A 19303-nucleotide genomic window follows, 5' to 3' on the forward strand; every position below is an offset into this window, starting at 1 on the left:
CGGCCTTTTTAGTTCCGTTTCCCAGAAAAATGCGCTTTCTTATTTTTGTGCCTCAGCACCGCGCTTCAACAAGGGCTCTATCAAATCCAGCGGCAAGGGAAATACAATCGTTGAGCTATTATTTGCTCCGGCGATATCAATCATGGTCTGCATGTAGCGCAAAGTAATGGCGTTGGCATTTTGCGATAGCTGATTGGCCGCTTCCGTTAATTTTAAGGCCGCCTGCGCTTCGCCTTCTGCGTGGATCACCTTGGCTCGCCGTGCCCGCTCGGCTTCGGCCTGCTGGGCAATGGCACGCACCATACTCTCATCCAGGTCGATATGTTTAATTTCGACATTAGTGACCTTCACACCCCAGGCATCAGTTTGCTCGTCGAGGATTTTTTGAATATCCACATTGAGTTTGTCACGCTCGGAAAGCATTTCATCCAGCTCGTGTTTACCCAGCACCGAACGCAGAGTGGTCTGTGCTAACTGGCTGACGGCCTCGTGATAAAATTCAACATTGATAATTGCCGATTGCGAATTGACGACCCGATAATAAACCACCGCGTTCACTTTTACCGAGACGTTATCGCGACTGATCACATCCTGCGTGGGCACATCCATCACTACGGTTCGCAAGTCCACCCGCTCCATAGTTTGAATAATCGGGATAATGATAATCAGGCCAGGACCCTTAACTGTCTGAAAGCGCCCCAGGAAAAAGACCACCGCGCGCTCGTATTCCCGCAAAATACGGATGGCATACATCAATAGCAGTAATACCGCGAGCACCAACAGCCCAACAAAATAACTGACCATGCTTATCTCTCCCTATAACCGCTTGTAAATTTTTCTGGGGTAAATTCGCTCAGTAAAAGCCAATTTAATTGACAGACGAAATGACTAGCCCGGCTCCACATAGAGCAGCAAACCACGCTGAGCAATAACACGCACTCGCTGCCCGGGCTCCAGTGGCGTCTCGCAGTGCGCCCGCCATATTTCACCACCGAGGTGCACCAACACCTCTTTCTCACTCACATTACTCACCACAGCCATACGGCCGACCAGGGCCTGATCGGAGGCAAGCCGCGGTTTGCGCAAACTCCTGCCCACCGCCATTAAAAGACCCAAAAGAAAAACACCGCTTACTCCGGCAATCGCTGCGATCAATTTTCGCGACACCTGCATACCCGGCACATCGGTGTCGATCAGCATCACCGAGCCAATCACCAGGGCAATAATTCCACCAATTCCCAGGGCGCCAAAACTGGGCATAAAAACTTCCGCCACAATTAAAAGCGCGCCAACGATAATCAGTGCCAAACCTGCATAATTAATCGGCAAAACCTGCAAAGCATAGAAGGCCAATAACAAGCAGATAACCCCTACGATGCCGGGCACAAAAGCTCCGGGGCTATACCCCTCGAAAATCAGGCCGTAAATACCAATTAATAAAAGAATATAAGCCACCTGGGGATTGGTAATCAGGGCTAGTAACTCATTGCGCCAATCCGGCTCGTAATTTTCAATAGGGAGCTGGGCAATCTCTGCCGAAATAGTAATGTCGCCGGAATCGAGAGATACTTTGCGCCCGGCCACCTGCTTTAATAAATCCTCGTCATTCTTGGCAACAATATCGACAACATTCATCTCCAGTGCTTCCGAGGCAGTCAGGGTTGCCGCTTCACGAACGGCTTTCTCCGCCCACTCGGCATTGCGCCCGTTGCGTTGTGCCAGACCGCGAATAAAAGCAACGGAGTCATTCACCATCTTGCGCTCCATGGCGGTGCCGGATAATGGTTTCTCCTTTTTGTCCTCCTCTTCACCTTCTTCGCCCTCTTTATTCGCCTCTTCTGTCTCCTCTTTTTGGTCGTCCTCTTTTGGGTTAGCACCAGGGGGTGGCGTTCCTGGAGGCCCACCTATTTGCACTGGCGTGGCTGCCCCTAATGTTGTAGCCGGGGCCATTGCCGCTATCTGGCTGGCATAGAGGATATAGGTGCCGGCACTGGCTGCACGGGCGCCCGAGGGGTACACATACATGGCAATAGGAATAGGAGAGGAAAGGATATGCTGAATAATATCCCGGGAAGCCGCATCTAGACCGCCTGGAGTATCAATATGCACAATGATTAACTCGGCACCGCGCTCACCAGCACTCTCAGTGGCACGCTTAAAGTAATCGGTTGTGGCCGGGCCTATGGCACCATCAATAGACAACAGCGCCACATGAGGGGAAGCATCTTCCTGCGCGGCGCTTTTCGAGATCAAAACGACAAGGAGCAGCGTCAGCATGAGCGCGCCGCGCAAGAATACCGCTGACGATATCTGATTCGACATGCATCTTTCCCTGATGCGATTGCGGAGAAACCCGGGCCAGCCATCGTATTTCTGGCCGGGGTAACTCAATCAGATTAACAGAAAAAAACGGCGTTATCCGAAAACAAGGAAAGTGACGTTAAACTGGGTTGCGACGGCTATGCCAGTTAACTTCGCGGGCGTATTTATCTACTTGACGCTCCACCCCTAATAGCAGGGCAAACAAAGCCATACGCACCAGCAGACCGTTATCGGTCTGGCGAAAAATCGCCAGGCTAGGATGTTCGTTCAAGTCGGTATCCAGTTCGTTGGCCTCTGCGCGTGAATCCCTCGGCAGGGGGTGCATAATCACCGTATTGGGCTCTGCGTAGCGAGTAAAAATCGCCCGGTTAAGACGGAAACGCCCGCGATAGCGGTTGGCCTCATCCTGGGAGGCAAAGCGCTCTTCCTGGATACGGGTGGAGTAGACGATATCTACATGGGCGATAGAGGATTCCAGCTGGTCAGTCACCGTTACCTCGTGCCCCACCTCGCGCAGCTTCTCCACAATCGCCTCGGGCATTGCCAGCTCCGGTGGGGAGACCAGAGTGATATGCACGCTGCCAAATAAGCACAGCAGCTTGCACAGGGAGTGCACGGTGCGACCGTGTTTGAGGTCGCCGATCATGGCGATACGGAAATCATCCAGGGTGCGGCCATGGGCGGCCAGCTCTTTACGAATAGTGTAGAGATCCAACAGCGCCTGGGTGGGATGCTCATTAGCACCATCACCGCCGTTGACCACCGGCACGCGGCTCGCTGCGGCAAATTCTGCCACAGAGCCCTCCTGCGGGTGGCGCATACAAATCACATCGCTGTAGCCGGACAATACCCGCGCCGTATCGTAGAGGGATTCACCCTTGGCCATAGCGCTGGCGGTAATCCCCACAGTTTCCCGAACCGTGCCACCCAGCAGGTTAAAAGCAGCCCCAAAACTCAGGCGAGTACGGGTGCTCGGCTCCATAAACATATTGCCGAGAATCGCTCCCTCCAACACGCGTGTGACTTTTTCACGTTGTGCGTAAGGGGTCATGGCGTCAGCCACATCGAATACGCGCTCAATATCGGCACGTTCGAACTGGCTGACGGACAGAATATTGGCTCCGATAAAGTCCATGGTTACTCCAGTGATTGCGCCTTGTGGGCGCGGGTATTCGCGAGCGGCATTCTACTCGGACACCGCAATAGAGCCCAGTGAAAGAATGGCCGCTGGCGCGATTCAACACATTAGGCGAGCAGACTATCGCCCCAGTTTTCCAGCTCGGTAATCAGCGATATCCGCTCCGGATGCTGTACTCGCAATTCGGACAGCTGGCGGAAGTAATCCTCGAGGGTGATAGAGGCCCCTGCGGTGGGATCGGTTAACCGCTGGAAACACCAGATCTGCCAGCGCTGATGTTCCTCGTCCGATAGGGTCTCTGGGAAGTTGCGCGCACGCATGCGGAACAATAACTCGGGTAGGCGCTTATCACTGAATGGCACTTCGCCAGCCAGGGCCTCGGGCCCGCGGGCTGCCAAGCCGCGGTGCAGCTCACGGCAAATATCGCGGTCGGCATCGCTGAGGAAACCGCCGTAGAGATCCGCTTCCACATCCTTCTGGGGAAACTCCCGGTCCAGAAATACGTTGTGCAGTTTCTCGGTCAGATCAACGCCTTTCAACTTCTGCCAGTTGGCCTCACAAGCCGCCCGGTCGATGCCCAGCTCACTGGCACGCTTATCGTCGAGCATATTGGCTGGGGCCAATATCGGGCACTTGTTCAAGTGCACCAGTTTCAGGCCCACCGGCAGTTCGCTTTCACCCAGCTGATCGCGAGCGGTATAGAGGCGCTCACGCAGCGTATCCGCATCCAGGTTGAGTAAAGGCTCGGGGTCCATCGCCAAATTAGCAACAATCACGGCATTGCGATTCACCGGATGGCTGGCCAGTGGCATCACGTAGGTCAAATGCCCATGATTGGCAGAGATCTTGCCGGAGATATGCAACAGCGGGCGGCGCTCGCGCATATCAATCATCTTGGCGGCTTCCTGCTTACGGCGCAGGCGGAATACATAATCGTAAAGCTTCGGTTGCTGCTTGCGGATCAGTCGCGCCATATCAATCGTAGCGTGGACATCAGAGAGTGCATCGTGAGCGCCCTCGTGGGAAATTCCATTGGCAGCGGTCAGTTCTTCCAGGCGGAAAGACGGCGCACCGTCTTCGCGTGTCGGCCACTGGATACCCTCGGGGCGCAGGGCGTAAGTGAGGCGCACCATGTCGATAATGTCCCAGCGGCTATTGCCGGAGCGCCACTCGCGCTCATAAGGGTCGAGCAGATTGCGGTACAGGGTGTAGCGGGTTACTTCGTCGTCAAAGCGCAAACTGTTGTAGCCCACACCACAGGTACCGGGCGCACCCAGTTCAGCGAGGATACGCTGGATAAATTCAATTTCCGGTACACCATTGGCCAGGGCCTTTTGCGGGCTGATGCCGGTCACCAGGCTCGCCATGGGCTGCGGCAGGCAGTCCGCCGAGGGACGGCAGTAAATCATCAATGGCTCGCCGACGATATTCAGCGCTTCGTCGGTCCTGATACCGGCAAACTGCGCCGGTTTGTCGGCACCCGGGTCTGTGCCCCAGGTTTCATAATCGTGCCAATAAAGTGTGGTAGAACTCACGGTACCTCCATAATTTGGCGGCATCATACCACTGAGCACCACGCCATCTGGACACCTGAACCCAGATTTGAGTCGCTCACCAGTGAACGCTGGTTGCAAAGCCGCCACCGCCCATTAAAATTCGGCGTTTCCACGAATTTAAGACAGCTATAACCCTCTATGAATATTCGCCAACTCCTCTCCGACAAATTCCAGGCCGCCATGCTCGCCGCCGGTATCCCCGAAGAATGCGGCCCCATCGTGGCACCTGCGAAGAAAGCCGGATTTGGCGACTACCAGGCCAATGGCGCTATGGGCGCTGCCAAGCGACTGGGCACCAACCCCCGTGAGCTGGCCAGCAAGATCCTTGAGCAGCTGGACAAGGGCGATATGATCGAAAAGGTCGAGATCGCTGGTCCCGGCTTCTTAAACATCCATCTGAGTGAACAGTGGCTGAGCCAACAGCTGTTGGCTGCCCAAGACGACAAGCGCCTCAATATTGCCTCTGTTGGAGAACCCAAGACCGTAGTCATCGACTATTCCCACCCCAACTTGGCCAAGGAAATGCACGTAGGCCACCTGCGCACCACCATTATCGGTGATGCCCTGGCGCGCTTATTGGAGTTCCAGGGTCACAAGGTGGTCCGTCAAAACCATATGGGCGACTGGGGCACCCAGTTCGGTATGTTACTGGCACACCTTTCCGACAAGCTGGCAGACAACGATGCGGAAGTAGCCCTGGCCGACCTGGAAGTCTTCTACCGCGAAGCCAAAGTGCGCTTCGACGAGGAAGAGGGTTTTGCAGACCGCGCCCGTGAATACGTTGTGAAACTTCAAGGTGGCGATGAGCAGTGCCTGAAACTGTGGAAACAGTTTATTGATATTTCTATCAGCCATTGTGAAGAGATCTACTCCAAGCTCAATGTCACCCTTAAGCAGGAAGACGTTTACGCGGAGAGCCAGTACAACGACGATTTGCCGGTGCTGGTTAAAGAACTGCTAGATAATGGCATCGCCGTAGAGGACCAGGGTGCTATCGTAGTATTCCTGGAAGAGATGGCCGATAAAGAAGGCAATCCAAGCCCGATGATTATCCAGAAGAAGGGCGGTGGTTACCTATACGCTACCACCGATCTGGCTGCCATTCGCTACCGCGCAAACCAGCTCAACGCAGACCGTATTCTCTACGTAGTGGATGCCCGTCAATCCCTGCACTTACAGCAGGCCTTTGTCGCCTCACGCAAAGCAGGCTTCCTGCCTGAGTCCGTTTCTCTTGAGCACTGCGCTTTTGGCACCATGATGGGCGACGACGGCAAGCCATTTAAAACCCGTACCGGCGGTACAGTAAAGCTGGCCGCCCTGCTGGATGAAGCGGTGGAACGTGCGAAGAAACTGGTAGCCGAGAAAAACCCAGAGCTGGATGCAGAAACCTGTGCGGAAATCGCCCGCAAGGTGGGCATCGGCGCGGTGAAATATGCGGACCTGAGCAAGACCCGCACTAACGATTACATCTTCAGCTGGGAATCCATGCTCAGCTTTGAAGGCAATACAGCCCCCTACCTGCAGTATGCCTATACCCGCGTACGCAGTATTTTCCGCAAGGCCGGTATTGAGCCGGGTGAACTCAAGGGCGATATTAATCTGGAAAGTCCCCAAGAGCGCGCACTGGCAGTAAAACTCAGCCAGTTTGGCGAAGTCCTCGATCAGGTAGCCAAAGACACCTTCCCACACGTACTCTGTACTTATTTATACGAGCTGGCCAGTGCCTATATGAGCTTCTACGAAGCCTGCCCGGTACTGAAAGAAGGCGTAAGCGAAGAGCAAAAACATAGCCGCCTGCAATTATGTAACCTGGTGGCCAGTACGATCGCGACTGGCCTCGGCTTGCTCGGCATTGAAGTCATGGAGCAAATGTAAATTGTTCCTGCCCGGCCCCACCTCCAGCAACCATGCAGGCAGGCTGGCCGGGCGGCTCTCTGGCGGGCAGACTTCTCCAGTCTCCCGCCAAACCATCCCACATCATCCATTGCCCCACATAGGCCACCGTTTCCCCACCGGCCTAATCGAAGGAAAGTAACTCGTGAAAATCCTGATTACCGGCGCCTCCGGCCTGCTGGGCCGTAGTGTATTTAAGCAACTTTCCAACAACCCTACTTTTTCCGTAATCGGCACCGCTTTTTCCCGCGCGGATGAAAAGTTAATTCGCCTGGACTTATCGGATAGCAGCGCTGTAAAAGCTTCACTGCTGGAAATTAAGCCAGATGTGGTGATCCACTGTGCCGCCGAGCGCTGGCCAGACCGCTGTGCCGATAATCCAGATACCGCCTGGCAGCTCAATGTCGGCAGTACTGAGTTATTGGCAAAGTACTGTAGCGAAATCAATGCTCAGTTGGTGTATATCAGCACAGACTATGTCTTTGATGGTACTGCCCCACCCTACACTTACGATGACACACCCAATCCCGTGAATTTCTACGGTCGCAGCAAGTTGGCAGGAGAGGAAGCGGTACTGAAAAACGGTAACCATTGGGTATTAAGATTGCCCTGGCTGTTTGGACCCGTCGCCTACCTGGAGGAATCTGGTATTACCGCCCTATTAGAGACGCTGCGAAAACAAAAGCCGGTCACACTGGACCACTGGGCAATTCGCTTTCCCACCAGCGTGGAGGAAGTGGCAGAAGTATTGGAGCAATGCTTGCTGAAAATCCAAGGTGGCGCCCAGTTTGAAGGAATCTACCAGTGGAGCGGCGACACCGCCTGCACCCGCTTTGAACTCGCGCATATTATTGCCGAAGTATGCGAATTGAGTGCTGACCATATCAGCGCAGATAGCAAACCCAATTTTTCAGTACCGCGCCCTTACAATTGTCAGCTAGATAAATCACGCTTAACAAACCTGGGCATCAAAGGGACAGAACCATTGCCTCAGCAACTGGCACGTAACCTGAAATCTTTTATCCAGAATTAAAATCTAATGGAAAACCAATAAAAGAAAAAAAATGGTATAGGGATGTATCTGTGCCGGCCTATAAGCCGGCATTAACTTTTGTAATTGAGCACTATTTATAGCTAACAAGCGTTAATGGCAGTTATTACAGGAGTGGCCATGTATCGACTCAGGGAGGAGTCGTGAAATCGCCAATTTAAGACACTCAAACCTTAGGGAAATATAGATGAAATTAAAACGTTGGCTTTCTGCTGGTGCTCTGATTCTGGGTAGCTTTGCAACCCTGGCCTCCTGCCATGCGGATAATGGTCGTCATGGAAAGCGCCTGCACCAAGCAACCAAAAATGAAGATGCCCAACCGATTATCTGGATCGGTGACTTCAATAACTTTGACGATGCCGTAGCATTGATGCTGATTGCCAAAGACCCGCGCTATACCCTGGAACTGGCAGTGGTTGAAGACTCCTTCAATACTGTAGCGCACGGAGCCAACACGGTTTACAACATCCTTGAGTGGCTGGGCAACAACGATACCAAAGTGATACGCGGTGCCTACTTTGCCACTGAGGAGGTCGCTTACGGGGCTAACGGTAAGGCTTCCAGCGCTCCGGTAAATGACGACAAAGCTGTAGCTGGCCGCGATGATTACCAGCTGCCCAACTCCTCTGATTTCAGCACCGGCACCTGGAACCTGGAACGCCGCAATGCCATGGGCATTAATCTCTATGGCCAGTATGTACCCGGCCCATGGCGCGACAACGGCTCCACCCTGTACGGCACCGACCATCTGATCCCCCGCGCAAAACAGGATCACTATCGCTACCAAGGCAACAATGGTGTTTCTTTCAACTTTGAGCTGGCTGAAGACATTATCCTGGAAACGCTGGATAACCTGGAGCAGTCTCCAGTCATTTTCAATACCGGCAAACTAACCACCCTGGCCCGTGTACTCGGCAAGGCCAATGAAGAGCAGCTGGCTAAAATTGACCGTGTGATAATGATGGGCGGCGGCTTTGAAAATTACGAACCCTTCACCGCAAATCACGAGGCTGCTTGCTTCGGCGATAAATCCCGCAACTTGGGGGGCAATATTTTTTCTCACCCAAGCTTCGGCTGTGAAAGCGACTTCAGCACCCATCAGGAATTCAATATTCTACTCGACCCACTGAGTGCACAGTGGGCCTTTGACGCCCTGAGCGAAAATAATATTGAAACCTATCTGGTACCCACCAACTCCACCGATATGGCCAAGGTACAAGGCAGCACCATCGAATCCCTGGCCAAACGCCGCGCAACACCGGAAGCCTGTTACACCTCCCAACTGCTCAGTTCCATCCGTGAATTTGAAGGTGGGGATTTCCAGGGTAACGGCGACTTCGCCATGGATGCCGTTATTCGCCTGTGGGATATTATCGCCGCACTGGTGCTGTTGGAGCCTGAAACCCTGGAGATGGATCTGGTACCTGGGTTTATCGAAGTCGACCAGCTAAATGCCGGCCTGGCCGACAGCATGACGCCTTATGACCCCATCACCTTCGACCCCACCGTGGGTAAAACCACCTTTACAGAAAACGGCAAGGGCTTGGAAGTGAATGTGGTTATGGGCATCAACCATGACGCCGCCCGTACAGCGATGATTGAGCGTCTGCGTGATCGTTTTAATTCTGCGCGGAAGGGGCCTAGATGCCAAGCTAAACAGCGTTAATTTCCATAAGAATTAACACATGGGAACCTTTGAATATTCACCCATTTCGTGGATACATTGAAGGTTCCCGATTTAGTTTGCCTCTACCTGGCACGATGGTTCGCGAACATAGTATTTCAACATTAAAGTCTTTGCTAACTGCTTACTAACATTACCCGGAAAGAAAAAAGAGAAACTACAAAAATTACGCATCTATTTTTCTTTCACCCCTCCAAATCCCCCTTAAGAGAAACAGATCACTTTTCTTGCCACCATAAATCTGGCATCTTCCCCTCAACATCTCTCCACCGTCATCTTAAATTATCACCGAAGGATTAACTGGAATTCCTGATAAAACCAATCAACCAGAAGTGAAACGCTCCTCCTAATTAAACAGCCTTAACACATCAATCTAGGTCCAACATCAACCAAAGTACTCGCTAGTTAAATTTATTCAATCAAGGATATATGAAATGAATTGCTGGGAAATCATAGGGACATCCCCTACGGTCGACAAAAGAACCATTAAACGTGCCTACGCCACCAAGCTAAAAACCCACCGACCAGATGAAGATCCAGAAGCCTTCAAAGTTCTAAGAGCTGCCTTTGAAGAGGCTATTGAGGAGGCGAAATATTATCAACCTAATGGTGAAGCCACCGACAGACAAACAAACTCAACAGAAACAAGCTCAAATAACTCAAAATCTAACCAAGCCAATAGGCAAACCTCAACTACCAATATTGACTGCAACACTGAAAATACAGAAGAATTCATTAAATACATACAAACAGCCACAATTGAAATTTATGAAAACTTCAACGAGAGAATACAAATCTCTTCATGGAGAGACATATATGAAAGTGAGAACTCATGGAGCTTAGAAGTCAAGCAACATATGGCACTCTGGCTATTTAGCTTTATTGGTCGAAATAGATTTATCCCCAAAGAGATCATAGAGTACCTAGAAAATATTTTTCTCTGGCAGGAAAATTATAATTGGCTGAAACGCACCTTTACTGAGGACTTTGTTAGGTACGTCTTAAATCGAATAATTACCTCACAATGGAGCTTAAGCTACAAAGGCATAAATTTCCCAGAACCCATAGATTTTCAGGGCATTGAGACCTATTTAGCGCAACGGGAACATTTGGAGTACCTTACAATCAGTAAGGAATCCAAAAATAGAGGTGAACTGCTTCAACAGATTACCAATAAGAATGTCCAGGACCCTGAATTATACCGATTACTTTCATCACTTTATTTTGACAATCAAGAATTAACCCAGGCCTTAGAATACAGTCGGATACTGGCCAAAGAATACACTAAAGAATTAGAGGGCCACTTAACAATAGCCGCCATCTACTACAAGAAAAAAAACTTTAGTGAAGCATTGGCAAGCTATGAATCAACCTTATCCATAGATGAGGATCATGACATAGCTCTAAAGGGCCTAGCAGCCTGCTACCTGGAACTCAACGATTTACATTCTGCAAAGTGCCTATATGAGCAAGTGTCAATCCAGACCCCCTTTGATTTAGAGGCTCGCATCCAACTGGTTCGTATCAACCAACTGTTAATTAAAGAAAACCTGAAGGTACTATCGGGTAACCCAGAAGATACCAAAGCTCAACTTCAAACTGCTGAGAGTTACTTTGAAATTGGTGCTTATGATGAGGCCATACAATTTATTTTGTCAATTATTGAAAAAAACGCTCCCGCTACAGAATATATCGGTGATTTGCACCAATTATTAGGGCTTTCTTATGAAGCCATCTACAAAATTTCCGATGCCCAGCCTCACTTCATCAAGGCTCTCGAAATTTCAGAAGAAAACGGAGAAAATGGATACTACTCACTCCTCAAACTGGGCGAGCTTTATATCAAGCAAGATCAGCATGATAAAGCCTTAGGCCTGCTCACAAAAGCCCTAAGATTCAACCCGGATTCTGCAAAAGCACTTGAATTACTTGCAAATGCTCAGCGCTGTTTAAATTTGGATGATGAGGCACTACAAAATATAAATCGCTCGATAGAACTCGATCGTAAAGAGTGGCATAGCTACTCCATTCGTTCACTGCTATTAATGTCTGCGAAAGATTATAGCGCTGCAGCTAAAGACCTAAAGGTCGTTCTACGCTCAAAACACGATTTCGCTTTAGCTTGGTATCGCCTAGGCACTTGTCAAAACCAACTAGGCATTTTTGATGAAGCAATGACTGCATTTGAAAAAGCTCTTTCTTACAACACCAAGCTCAAAAATGCTGCCCTGGAATGGATTGAAGTCGCCTGCAAAGTCGACAATCTTGAAAATGCAGAGCATGCGATGGAAGCATTCTTGGCTGCCGACGGAAATCCAGACGACGTAGCAGAATACATCAGCGGCATCGAGAGCATGAAAAACAGAAGGAATAGCGAACATGGATAATAATAGAGCACATACTTATAACCCTGATAATTTGTCAGATGCTCAACTTTGGGGGCTAGGCGTTAGTTCTCTGCTCACGGAAATGAATGGAAAACGGCATGACACACTGTATCAATCAGGTGTCAGGAGTGAAAAGGTAATCTCAGGCCTTAAGCACATGATGAAGCGTGATTGGGGAATAGAATCTCGCGAAGAGTACCTCGATATGCTGGAATGGTTATTGAAAGAAGGTCATAACCATTCTTATATGCAGATTCAAAACCATTTAAATGCATTGTCAGAGAGTTCGATCAGTGCATTGATAGCAGCCTGTTCACATGATACTGATAGACAAAACTGTTTTAAAATAGTAAGAAATTATCGCCATACTTTAAGAATCGGCGGCATCGGTGCCTGGGATGATGGTCGGTACGTTTCAATTTGTCGCTGGGGAGCCACTACGGGTGTACTCACAGAAGAGGAGGCCTGGGAGAAGATACATCAGGTTGCTCTCAGAGTGCAAAAATCCTATGACAGCTGGTATAGCTTTGGCTTAAGTTACATCGCCGGCCGGCAGTATTGGCGTAAGGATGCTTCCGAGTTCTTTGCAAAAGGTGCAATGGAAATGGTCAGAGGGCTCACAGGTGATCCTAAAAGCCCTTGGAATTCGCTGGACTGGAACTTGGACTTATCCAAAAGCTCTCGCTAAACTGGCACACAGGCTGTAGCAGTTTAAATTTGATCTGACAGTTAGCTACATATAAAGCAATGTTCTGTCAGATCAAATGCGAATCCTCCAAATTAATACTAGTCAGCTCAAAAGATAGTTGCTTCAACTATTACCGCCAACATTGCTCAATCACATGAATCATGTGGGCATCCAGTATATTCCCACCCCATATCCTCAAAAGTATGGCGAATTTCATAATATAAGGTTTCGGGAAAGTTGAAAGCACTAGGCTGTCCAGCAATTATGTAATATGCAAACTCTGGTGCTGGACTCCCTGGCAGAAGGCCTAGTTTAGCCAGGTCCTCGACCACCTTAATACGGCGCAGCTTTGCTATCACCTGATGCTCCCCTTCCCTGAGATAACCAGAGGGGTTTTCTTCAACTTCCTTGTCGGACAAAAAATACTGTAAAGGCGTAATTTTGCAGGCATCAACGCCCTTCACTTTTTCAATACCAATCCTGTATTTTTCATCGATGGTAAACAGCAATCCACACTTACCCATTAAATACCAGCCTATTTAACTTATTAATTCTTAATTACCAGGAGACTGAAATATATGATATCCCTTTAATGCGATGGGCAACCCAAGTAGACACGAAGCTAGAAAAGATGCACAACCTAGTCTAAGCACGAGCGGTGGCTACTCAGCAATTCACGAGTCGGCTGGCCGGGAGATCAATTTCTCAATACCGAGCCGACGCCCAGCCAGCCCAACAGTTATCCACAGCCAATTTATTTGCCTTCCCTATCCAACAACCTGACACCTTTCGCCAAGTCCGCTCTGTCATACTTAGAACAAAATCGCCCCAACCCCCATTTCACAGGATTTAACCCACTTTTTACGCCCAAATTTAGCAGTTTCCTCGTTCAAATCCCGCAGATTGCCCACACCCGCAACGGTTGCTAAGATGCGCGCCTGCCGCTATGGCCCGGCTTCCCCTCTGGTTCCGTATTGCAACACTGGGGCTGCCAGCAAACCGATTCTCCCAAGCGTTACCCTCGCCTATCCGCTACGCGGAGGACCGAGGCTTTCCACAGGAAAAGCGGTATCGAGGCCAGGTGCTATTTTTAACCGCGAGCGCACCGCGACGACTCCCTGCGACTACAGGAACGAAGTTTATGACCCAACCATCGCTGCAGCAGTTGGAACAACACGACGCCTTTATCCATCGCCATATTGGCCCCGATGCCAAACAGGTAGAGGCCATGCTGGAAACCCTCGGAGTTGCCAGCCTCGACGAGCTGATCGAGAAAACTGTGCCCGAAGCCATTCGCAAGACCGATGAGCTGGACCTGGCCGATGCGATCAATGAAGTTGAGGCCCTCGCAGAGCTGAAAGATATCGCGGCGCGCAACAAGATCTATCGCACCTTTATTGGTATGGGTTACCACGACACCATTACCCCCAATGTGATCCTGCGCAACGTGCTGGAAAACCCGGGTTGGTACACAGCCTATACCCCTTACCAGCCTGAAATTGCTCAGGGGCGCCTGGAAGGCCTGCTGAACTTCCAGCAGATGATTATGGACCTCACCGGTATGGAACTGGCCAATGCCTCCATGCTGGATGAAGGTACCGCAGCAGCTGAAGCCATGGCCATGTGTAAGCGCCAGGTCAAACGCAACAAATCCAACGTCTACTTTGTGGACCAGGACTGCCACCCGCAGACTATTGCCGTCGTTAAGACCCGCGCCGAACACTTCGGCTTCGAAGTGATTGTGGGCGATGTAGAAAAAGATATTCCCGCCGAGCTGTTCGGTGCCCTGCTGCAGTACCCCGGCAGCACCGGTCGCGTACGCGACCTGACCGACATCATCACCAAGGTGCACGAAGCCAACGCGCTAGTAACCGTGGCCGCAGATCTGATGAGCCTGGTAGCCCTGCGAGCACCGGGTGATATGGGTGCAGACGTAGTTGTTGGCTGTAACCAACGCTTCGGCATCCCCATGGGCTACGGTGGTCCCCACGCCGGTTTCTTCGCCTTCCGCGAAGCTTACAAGCGCTCCGCACCGGGTCGTATTATCGGCGTTTCCGTCGACAGCAAAGGCAAGCGTGCCCTGCGCATGGCCATGCAAACCCGCGAACAGCATATTCGCCGCGAGAAAGCCAACTCCAACATCTGTACTTCCCAGGTGCTGTTGGCGGTAATGAGCGCTTTCTATGCGATTTACCACGGCCCTAAAGGCCTGAAAACCATCGCTGCCCGCATCCAGCGCCTGGCAGATATTCTCGCTTCCGCCCTGCAGCAGGAAGGCTTCAATCTGGCCCACGACAGTTGGTTCGATACCCTGAATGTCACCGTTGGCGCCAAGCAGGATGAGATTTACCAGCGCGCCCTGGCCGCCGAAATCAACCTGCGTAAAGTTGGTGAAGACGCCCTGGGTGTGAGCCTGAGTGAGACCGCCACCCTGCAGGATGTGTCCGACCTGATCAGTGCCTTTGTCGGCACCGAACACAGTATCGACCTGCATACTCTGGACAGCGAAATTGCCAGCAAGGGCTCTCTGGGTGTACCCGCCTCCCTGGTGCGCGATACTGAATTCCTGACCCACCCGGTGTTCAACACTTACCACTCCGAGACCGAGATGCTGCGCTATCTCAAGTCTCTGGAAGCCAAGGATATCGCCCTGAATCACTCAATGATTCCCCTGGGCTCCTGCACCATGAAGCTGAACGCCACCGCCGAGATGATCCCGGTCACCTGGCCCGAATTCGGCAAGCTGCACCCCTTCGCACCAGTAGATCAAGCGGAAGGCTACGCGGAAATGTTCCGCCAGCTGCAGCAGATGCTGGCCGCCTGTACCGGCTACGATGCCGTTAGCCTGCAGCCCAACGCCGGTTCCCAGGGCGAATACGCAGGCCTGGTTGCCATCAAGAAGTACTTCGAAGCGAAGGGCGAGACCCAGCGAGATATCTGCCTGATTCCCGCCTCTGCCCACGGCACCAACCCGGCATCCGCCATGATGGTGAGCATGAAAGTGGTTGTGGTTGCCTGTGATGATAAAGGCAATGTGGATATCGAAGACCTGAAAGCCAAAATCGAAGAGCACGGCAACCGCATTGCCGCACTGATGGTCACCTACCCGTCCACCCACGGGGTATTCGAGGAAGGCATCCGTGAAGTTTGCGACCTTGTGCACCAGGTTGGTGGACAGGTTTATATTGATGGCGCCAACATGAACGCCCTGATCGGCGTGGCAGCTCCGGGCCAGTTCGGTGGTGATGTATCCCACCTGAACCTGCACAAAACTTTCTGTATTCCTCACGGTGGCGGCGGCCCCGGTATGGGCCCGATCGCTGTTGGCGAACACCTGAAGCCCTACCTGGCGGCCCACCCGGTGACTGAAGTACCCGAAACCAAGCTGGATAACGGCACCATCTCCGCCGCTCCCTGGGGCTCCGCCAGCATCCTGCCGATCAGCTGGATGTATATCCGTATGATGGGTAAGCAGGGTATGAAGCAGGCGACCGAAATGGCGATCCTGAACGCCAACTACGTAGCCAAGAAACTGGGTGAACACTACTCCCTGCTCTACACCGGCACCAATGGCTTTGTTGCCCACGAATGCCTGGTGGACCTGCGCCCACTTAAGGAAGCCAGCGGCATCACTGAAGAGGATATCGCCAAGCGCTTGATGGACTTTGGCTTCCACTCCCCCACCATGTCCTTCCCGGTAGCCGGCACTCTGATGATCGAGCCTACCGAAAGTGAATCCAAGGGTGAGCTGGATCGCTTTATCGAGGCTATGGCAACAATTCGCCAGGAAGTGGAAGATGTCACCAGCGGTAAATACACCCCAGAGGACAATCCGCTGCATAACGCCCCTCACACCCTTGAGGACGTGATGAGCGATGAGTGGACCCACAGCTACTCCCGCGATATCGCTGCGCGCCCGGCAGCGTGGTTAAAAGAGCACAAGGTATGGCCCGCTGCTAACCGTATCGACAACGTATTCGGCGACCGCAACCTGATCTGTTCCTGCCCTCCGATTGAGAGCTACGCTGAGTAAAATCAGACACTCTCACAGGTGGATTTAAAAGCGGGCTTTATGCCCGCTTTTTTATTCGACCCACAATACTATTATCGAACTGGCACAAACTCTCTCTTCCTGTACAGCTACGTATTTGCAACCATCACCTTCCAACAATATTATTCTGCGTTAACTTAGTTAAAAATCCTCATATAGGCGGCGCCTAACAACAAAGAAACGGTATTAGTACGTTTTGGCAAAAATTTACCCAAACTTGCTAATCGCCCCAAGCTTTCAACATCGGAGGTGAAAGTGACCATTAAAGTTTTAAAAGAAATATTAGTTGCGAAGGGAAAAGCAGACTCTTACTCTGACGGTCAAACACCCATAGATCTATGGAGAGCTCTGAACAAAAAATCAGACCAAGGTGTCTTCGACTTTATAGAAAAAGGTTTCATTCTGTCTAACGGACGTCCTAGACCAGCAGATATCACCATAGAATACCGCGATGGGACAGAGTGGGTTTGCATAAAGGATCGCCCCAGGGACTCAGCACTTTTGATAAACCAGGCTTACCAAAAGGCAAAAACTGGGAGTACTACAAAATTCCTGCAGGGACAGTTTTGCCAGAAGGAATTGCAATTGTAAAAGATGAATATAATACCAGGTTTGAGGCAACACACTATACGATAGCCCCAGCCTACGACATGCCTCTGAATCAATTTAAGAATAAGTTAAAAATACTAGAAAAATCCTTAATTAAGGAAGCTATATAATGGAAGTACCTAATACCTGGGCACCACTACTAATTTCTGCTGTTAGAGATGCCGTTTTGTATCAAGAAGGCCTTTTAAGAAGTGAGACCATAGGCGACAAGACAGATTATGAGGAGCACCACTTACAGCTGACTCAATTCCTAGAGTTCCTTAAAGAGGAATATAAAGTGATTGAAAAGGAAACAGGTATACCCTTAGAAAAACTATTATAAAGCTTTTCTTCAGGGTGGCTTCAAACCACCCTGAAGCATATTAAGCTAAACAAATATATCCACACCACTTACTACCCATAGCTGTATAGGATATCCCCATAAAAACAGTAATAATACAGGCATTTCTGCCTGTACTGAGTAGTTAGCTTTAGCACATCCCCGCTTCAGCAAGTCACACAAGATTCCACGGGGAATTTTTAACTACTTAAGGCAATTCGGGATCTCTGAAGTACCTGGCCACACTGTAGAAAGGTAGCTACTAGAATCTTTAGTCACATTAAAAATCATAGTTCCGCCACCCAGATTATTATTTTCATTACAGGAAGCTAACGCACTTGCAGCGGAAGCGCTATTCATCACAGTGGAAGCGCCAACACCTAGCTTAGATTTATCAACACCCAGATTGATATACTTCTGGATTCTTGAAGTACAACTTGAGCCCAACCAATAGCTCATCTCCCAGCCATAGGTTAGTTGATCGCCCAGTTTCTTGCCATTCCATTCAGCCTGAAAAGCATCGGTATCACTCCAAAGTGCTTTGGAAATGATTTTATTCGGCATTTTCTCTCGCAATGCACTAGTCACTTTTACCAGGGAGTCAGAATAGGTTTGGCTGCACTGTGAGTACTCATCATCAATATCAATACCATCCAGCCCATATTCATCCACTGCATCTTTGAGCTGCTGAGCAAAGTCATCTGCGGATTGCTCATCGGCAAAACAAGACCAACCAGCATTTTGATGATTTCCGAGAACGCTGAGTACTACTTTCGTACCCTTGTCTTGCAAATCTTGCACCGTACTCAAATTGTTATTGAGCAAGTCTGACACTTGGTCATTAAAATGCAGAACAGCTTTTTGGCCATCGTAATTAATATTTGCCGCAAAGATCACAGCTATATCGAACAACTGACTGCCATCGCTCTCTGTAAAACAGCCCGCATTGCCCAGGTTATTACTGTTAACCTCTACGTAGGCAACTTTCGGAGCAGATCCACTTTCCTGAGGAATGTCAGATTTACACAGTGTTGAGCCCAGCTCACGGATTTCATTCTTGCGTGAACCACATCCATAGCCACTGCCATCCATGGAGGCATTACCGGCAAGGTTTGCAATTTCCCAGTCTCCCAGAACAGAGCACAGCTCATCTTTATAAATTTGTGCCTCAAGATAGGTAACCGGGTCTGCATCGGACGAACAACTGCTTCCACTAACAACATGTGGTGCTGAAGGTTCAGACTTACATAGTGTCTTGGAGATTTGGCGACTTTCATTATCCGTCAATTGGCAATTGTCACCCAGGTGCTCTATTGAAGCCCCTCCTGATAGACCAACAAGATCACCACTATTGAGAAGACCACAAAATTCATCAGGATAATTAAGCGCTTCAGAATAGCTTACTTTGGTAGCATCAGAGGGACATACGCCTGAACTGACCACTTCAATATCTGCGTAGGCACCAGCCTGAAATAAAAAGGTGGCACAAGCAGCTTGCATTGCTCTAAGTGTTGGTTGTTTCATATCTATGCTCATTTTTTATTATGTAGTTATGTGAATTTTACAATCTAACCTCTAAAGTCAAAAAATGGTGTAGTGCATTTG

Annotated in this window: 14 protein-coding genes; 8 read left to right on the plus strand and 6 right to left on the minus strand. The window is 50.3% G+C overall.

Annotated elements, in window-relative coordinates:
• Positions 1-39: 39 nt before the first annotated feature.
• The 4 genes from ACXAFI_RS14715 to sbcB all read right to left on the minus strand — a co-directional run bounded on the left by ACXAFI_RS14715 (position 40) and on the right by sbcB (position 5019).
• On the minus strand, positions 40-804 hold the full coding sequence (locus tag ACXAFI_RS14715) for a slipin family protein (RefSeq protein WP_252084790.1): 765 nt from the start codon (positions 802-804) through the stop codon (positions 40-42).
• Positions 805-888: 84 nt separating this feature from the next.
• On the minus strand, positions 889-2322 hold the full coding sequence (locus tag ACXAFI_RS14720) for an NfeD family protein (protein ID WP_475109411.1): 1434 nt from the start codon (positions 2320-2322) through the stop codon (positions 889-891).
• Between the two features lie 118 nt (positions 2323-2440).
• On the minus strand, positions 2441-3457 hold the full coding sequence (locus ACXAFI_RS14725) for an aspartate carbamoyltransferase (protein WP_475109412.1): 1017 nt from the start codon (positions 3455-3457) through the stop codon (positions 2441-2443).
• Between the two features lie 110 nt (positions 3458-3567).
• On the minus strand, positions 3568-5019 hold the full coding sequence (gene sbcB, locus ACXAFI_RS14730) for an exodeoxyribonuclease I (RefSeq protein ID WP_252085970.1): 1452 nt from the start codon (positions 5017-5019) through the stop codon (positions 3568-3570).
• Positions 5020-5154: 135 nt separating this feature from the next.
• Between sbcB and argS the strand changes: the two genes are divergently transcribed.
• The 5 genes from argS (at position 5155) to ACXAFI_RS14755 (ending at position 12719) form a co-directional block, all read left to right on the plus strand.
• Positions 5155-6891, plus strand: coding sequence for an arginine--tRNA ligase (gene argS, locus ACXAFI_RS14735; protein ID WP_475109413.1), 1737 nt, complete (start codon positions 5155-5157; stop codon positions 6889-6891).
• Positions 6892-7054: 163 nt separating this feature from the next.
• Positions 7055-7942: a dTDP-4-dehydrorhamnose reductase family protein gene (locus tag ACXAFI_RS14740; RefSeq protein WP_475109414.1), complete on the plus strand. Its 888-nt coding sequence runs from the start codon at positions 7055-7057 to the stop codon at positions 7940-7942.
• 205 nt (positions 7943-8147) lie between these two features.
• Entirely contained in the window at positions 8148-9626 is a 1479-nt protein-coding gene (locus tag ACXAFI_RS14745; protein WP_475109415.1) for a nucleoside hydrolase, read from the plus strand.
• Positions 9627-10078: 452 nt separating this feature from the next.
• Positions 10079-12031: a tetratricopeptide repeat protein gene (locus ACXAFI_RS14750; RefSeq protein WP_475109416.1), complete on the plus strand. Its 1953-nt coding sequence runs from the start codon at positions 10079-10081 to the stop codon at positions 12029-12031.
• Complete coding sequence (locus ACXAFI_RS14755; protein WP_475109417.1) at positions 12024-12719, plus strand: DUF1266 domain-containing protein; 696 nt, start codon at positions 12024-12026, stop codon at positions 12717-12719. The genes ACXAFI_RS14750 and ACXAFI_RS14755 overlap by 8 nt, the downstream gene beginning before the upstream one ends.
• A 146-nt stretch (positions 12720-12865) precedes the next feature.
• On the opposite strand, the gene ACXAFI_RS14760 is transcribed toward ACXAFI_RS14755, so the two are convergent.
• Positions 12866-13228, minus strand: coding sequence for a hypothetical protein (locus ACXAFI_RS14760; protein ID WP_475109418.1), 363 nt, complete (start codon positions 13226-13228; stop codon positions 12866-12868).
• Positions 13229-13860: 632 nt separating this feature from the next.
• Here ACXAFI_RS14760 and gcvP point away from each other — a divergent pair.
• The 3 genes from gcvP to ACXAFI_RS14775 all read left to right on the plus strand — a co-directional run bounded on the left by gcvP (position 13861) and on the right by ACXAFI_RS14775 (position 17701).
• On the plus strand, positions 13861-16752 hold the full coding sequence (gcvP, locus tag ACXAFI_RS14765) for an aminomethyl-transferring glycine dehydrogenase (protein WP_475109419.1): 2892 nt from the start codon (positions 13861-13863) through the stop codon (positions 16750-16752).
• Positions 16753-17231: 479 nt separating this feature from the next.
• Positions 17232-17489, plus strand: a complete 258-nt coding sequence (locus ACXAFI_RS14770; RefSeq protein WP_475109420.1) for a Tse2 family ADP-ribosyltransferase toxin — start codon at positions 17232-17234, stop codon at positions 17487-17489.
• Positions 17489-17701, plus strand: coding sequence for a hypothetical protein (locus ACXAFI_RS14775; protein WP_152451865.1), 213 nt, complete (start codon positions 17489-17491; stop codon positions 17699-17701). The genes ACXAFI_RS14770 and ACXAFI_RS14775 overlap by 1 nt, the downstream gene beginning before the upstream one ends.
• Before the next feature lie 201 nt (positions 17702-17902).
• Here the strand turns inward: ACXAFI_RS14775 and ACXAFI_RS14780 are convergent, their stop codons facing one another.
• Positions 17903-19222 carry a glycosyl hydrolase family 18 protein gene (locus ACXAFI_RS14780; protein WP_475109421.1) on the minus strand — a complete coding sequence of 440 codons (1320 nt, stop codon included), beginning with the start codon at positions 19220-19222 and terminating at the stop codon, positions 17903-17905.
• Positions 19223-19303: the final 81 nt, after the last annotated feature.

The organism is Microbulbifer sp. ABH2_005, assembly GCF_056160005.1.

What these genes read in the sequence shown, in the direction of transcription:
- ACXAFI_RS14715 (WP_252084790.1), bottom strand. Translation starts at nt 804, where the DNA reads ATGGTCAGTTATTTTGTTGGGCTGTTGGTGCTCGCGGTATTACTGCTA.
- ACXAFI_RS14720 (WP_475109411.1), bottom strand. Translation starts at nt 2,322, where the DNA reads ATGTCGAATCAGATATCGTCAGCGGTATTCTTGCGCGGCGCGCTCATG.
- ACXAFI_RS14725 (WP_475109412.1), bottom strand. Translation starts at nt 3,457, where the DNA reads ATGGACTTTATCGGAGCCAATATTCTGTCCGTCAGCCAGTTCGAACGT.
- sbcB (WP_252085970.1), bottom strand. Translation starts at nt 5,019, where the DNA reads ATGCCGCCAAATTATGGAGGTACCGTGAGTTCTACCACACTTTATTGG.
- argS (WP_475109413.1), top strand. Translation starts at nt 5,155, where the DNA reads ATGAATATTCGCCAACTCCTCTCCGACAAATTCCAGGCCGCCATGCTC.
- ACXAFI_RS14745 (WP_475109415.1), top strand. Translation starts at nt 8,148, where the DNA reads ATGAAATTAAAACGTTGGCTTTCTGCTGGTGCTCTGATTCTGGGTAGC.
- ACXAFI_RS14750 (WP_475109416.1), top strand. Translation starts at nt 10,079, where the DNA reads ATGAATTGCTGGGAAATCATAGGGACATCCCCTACGGTCGACAAAAGA.
- ACXAFI_RS14755 (WP_475109417.1), top strand. Translation starts at nt 12,024, where the DNA reads ATGGATAATAATAGAGCACATACTTATAACCCTGATAATTTGTCAGAT.
- gcvP (WP_475109419.1), top strand. Translation starts at nt 13,861, where the DNA reads ATGACCCAACCATCGCTGCAGCAGTTGGAACAACACGACGCCTTTATC.
- ACXAFI_RS14775 (WP_152451865.1), top strand. Translation starts at nt 17,489, where the DNA reads ATGGAAGTACCTAATACCTGGGCACCACTACTAATTTCTGCTGTTAGA.
- ACXAFI_RS14780 (WP_475109421.1), bottom strand. Translation starts at nt 19,222, where the DNA reads ATGAAACAACCAACACTTAGAGCAATGCAAGCTGCTTGTGCCACCTTT.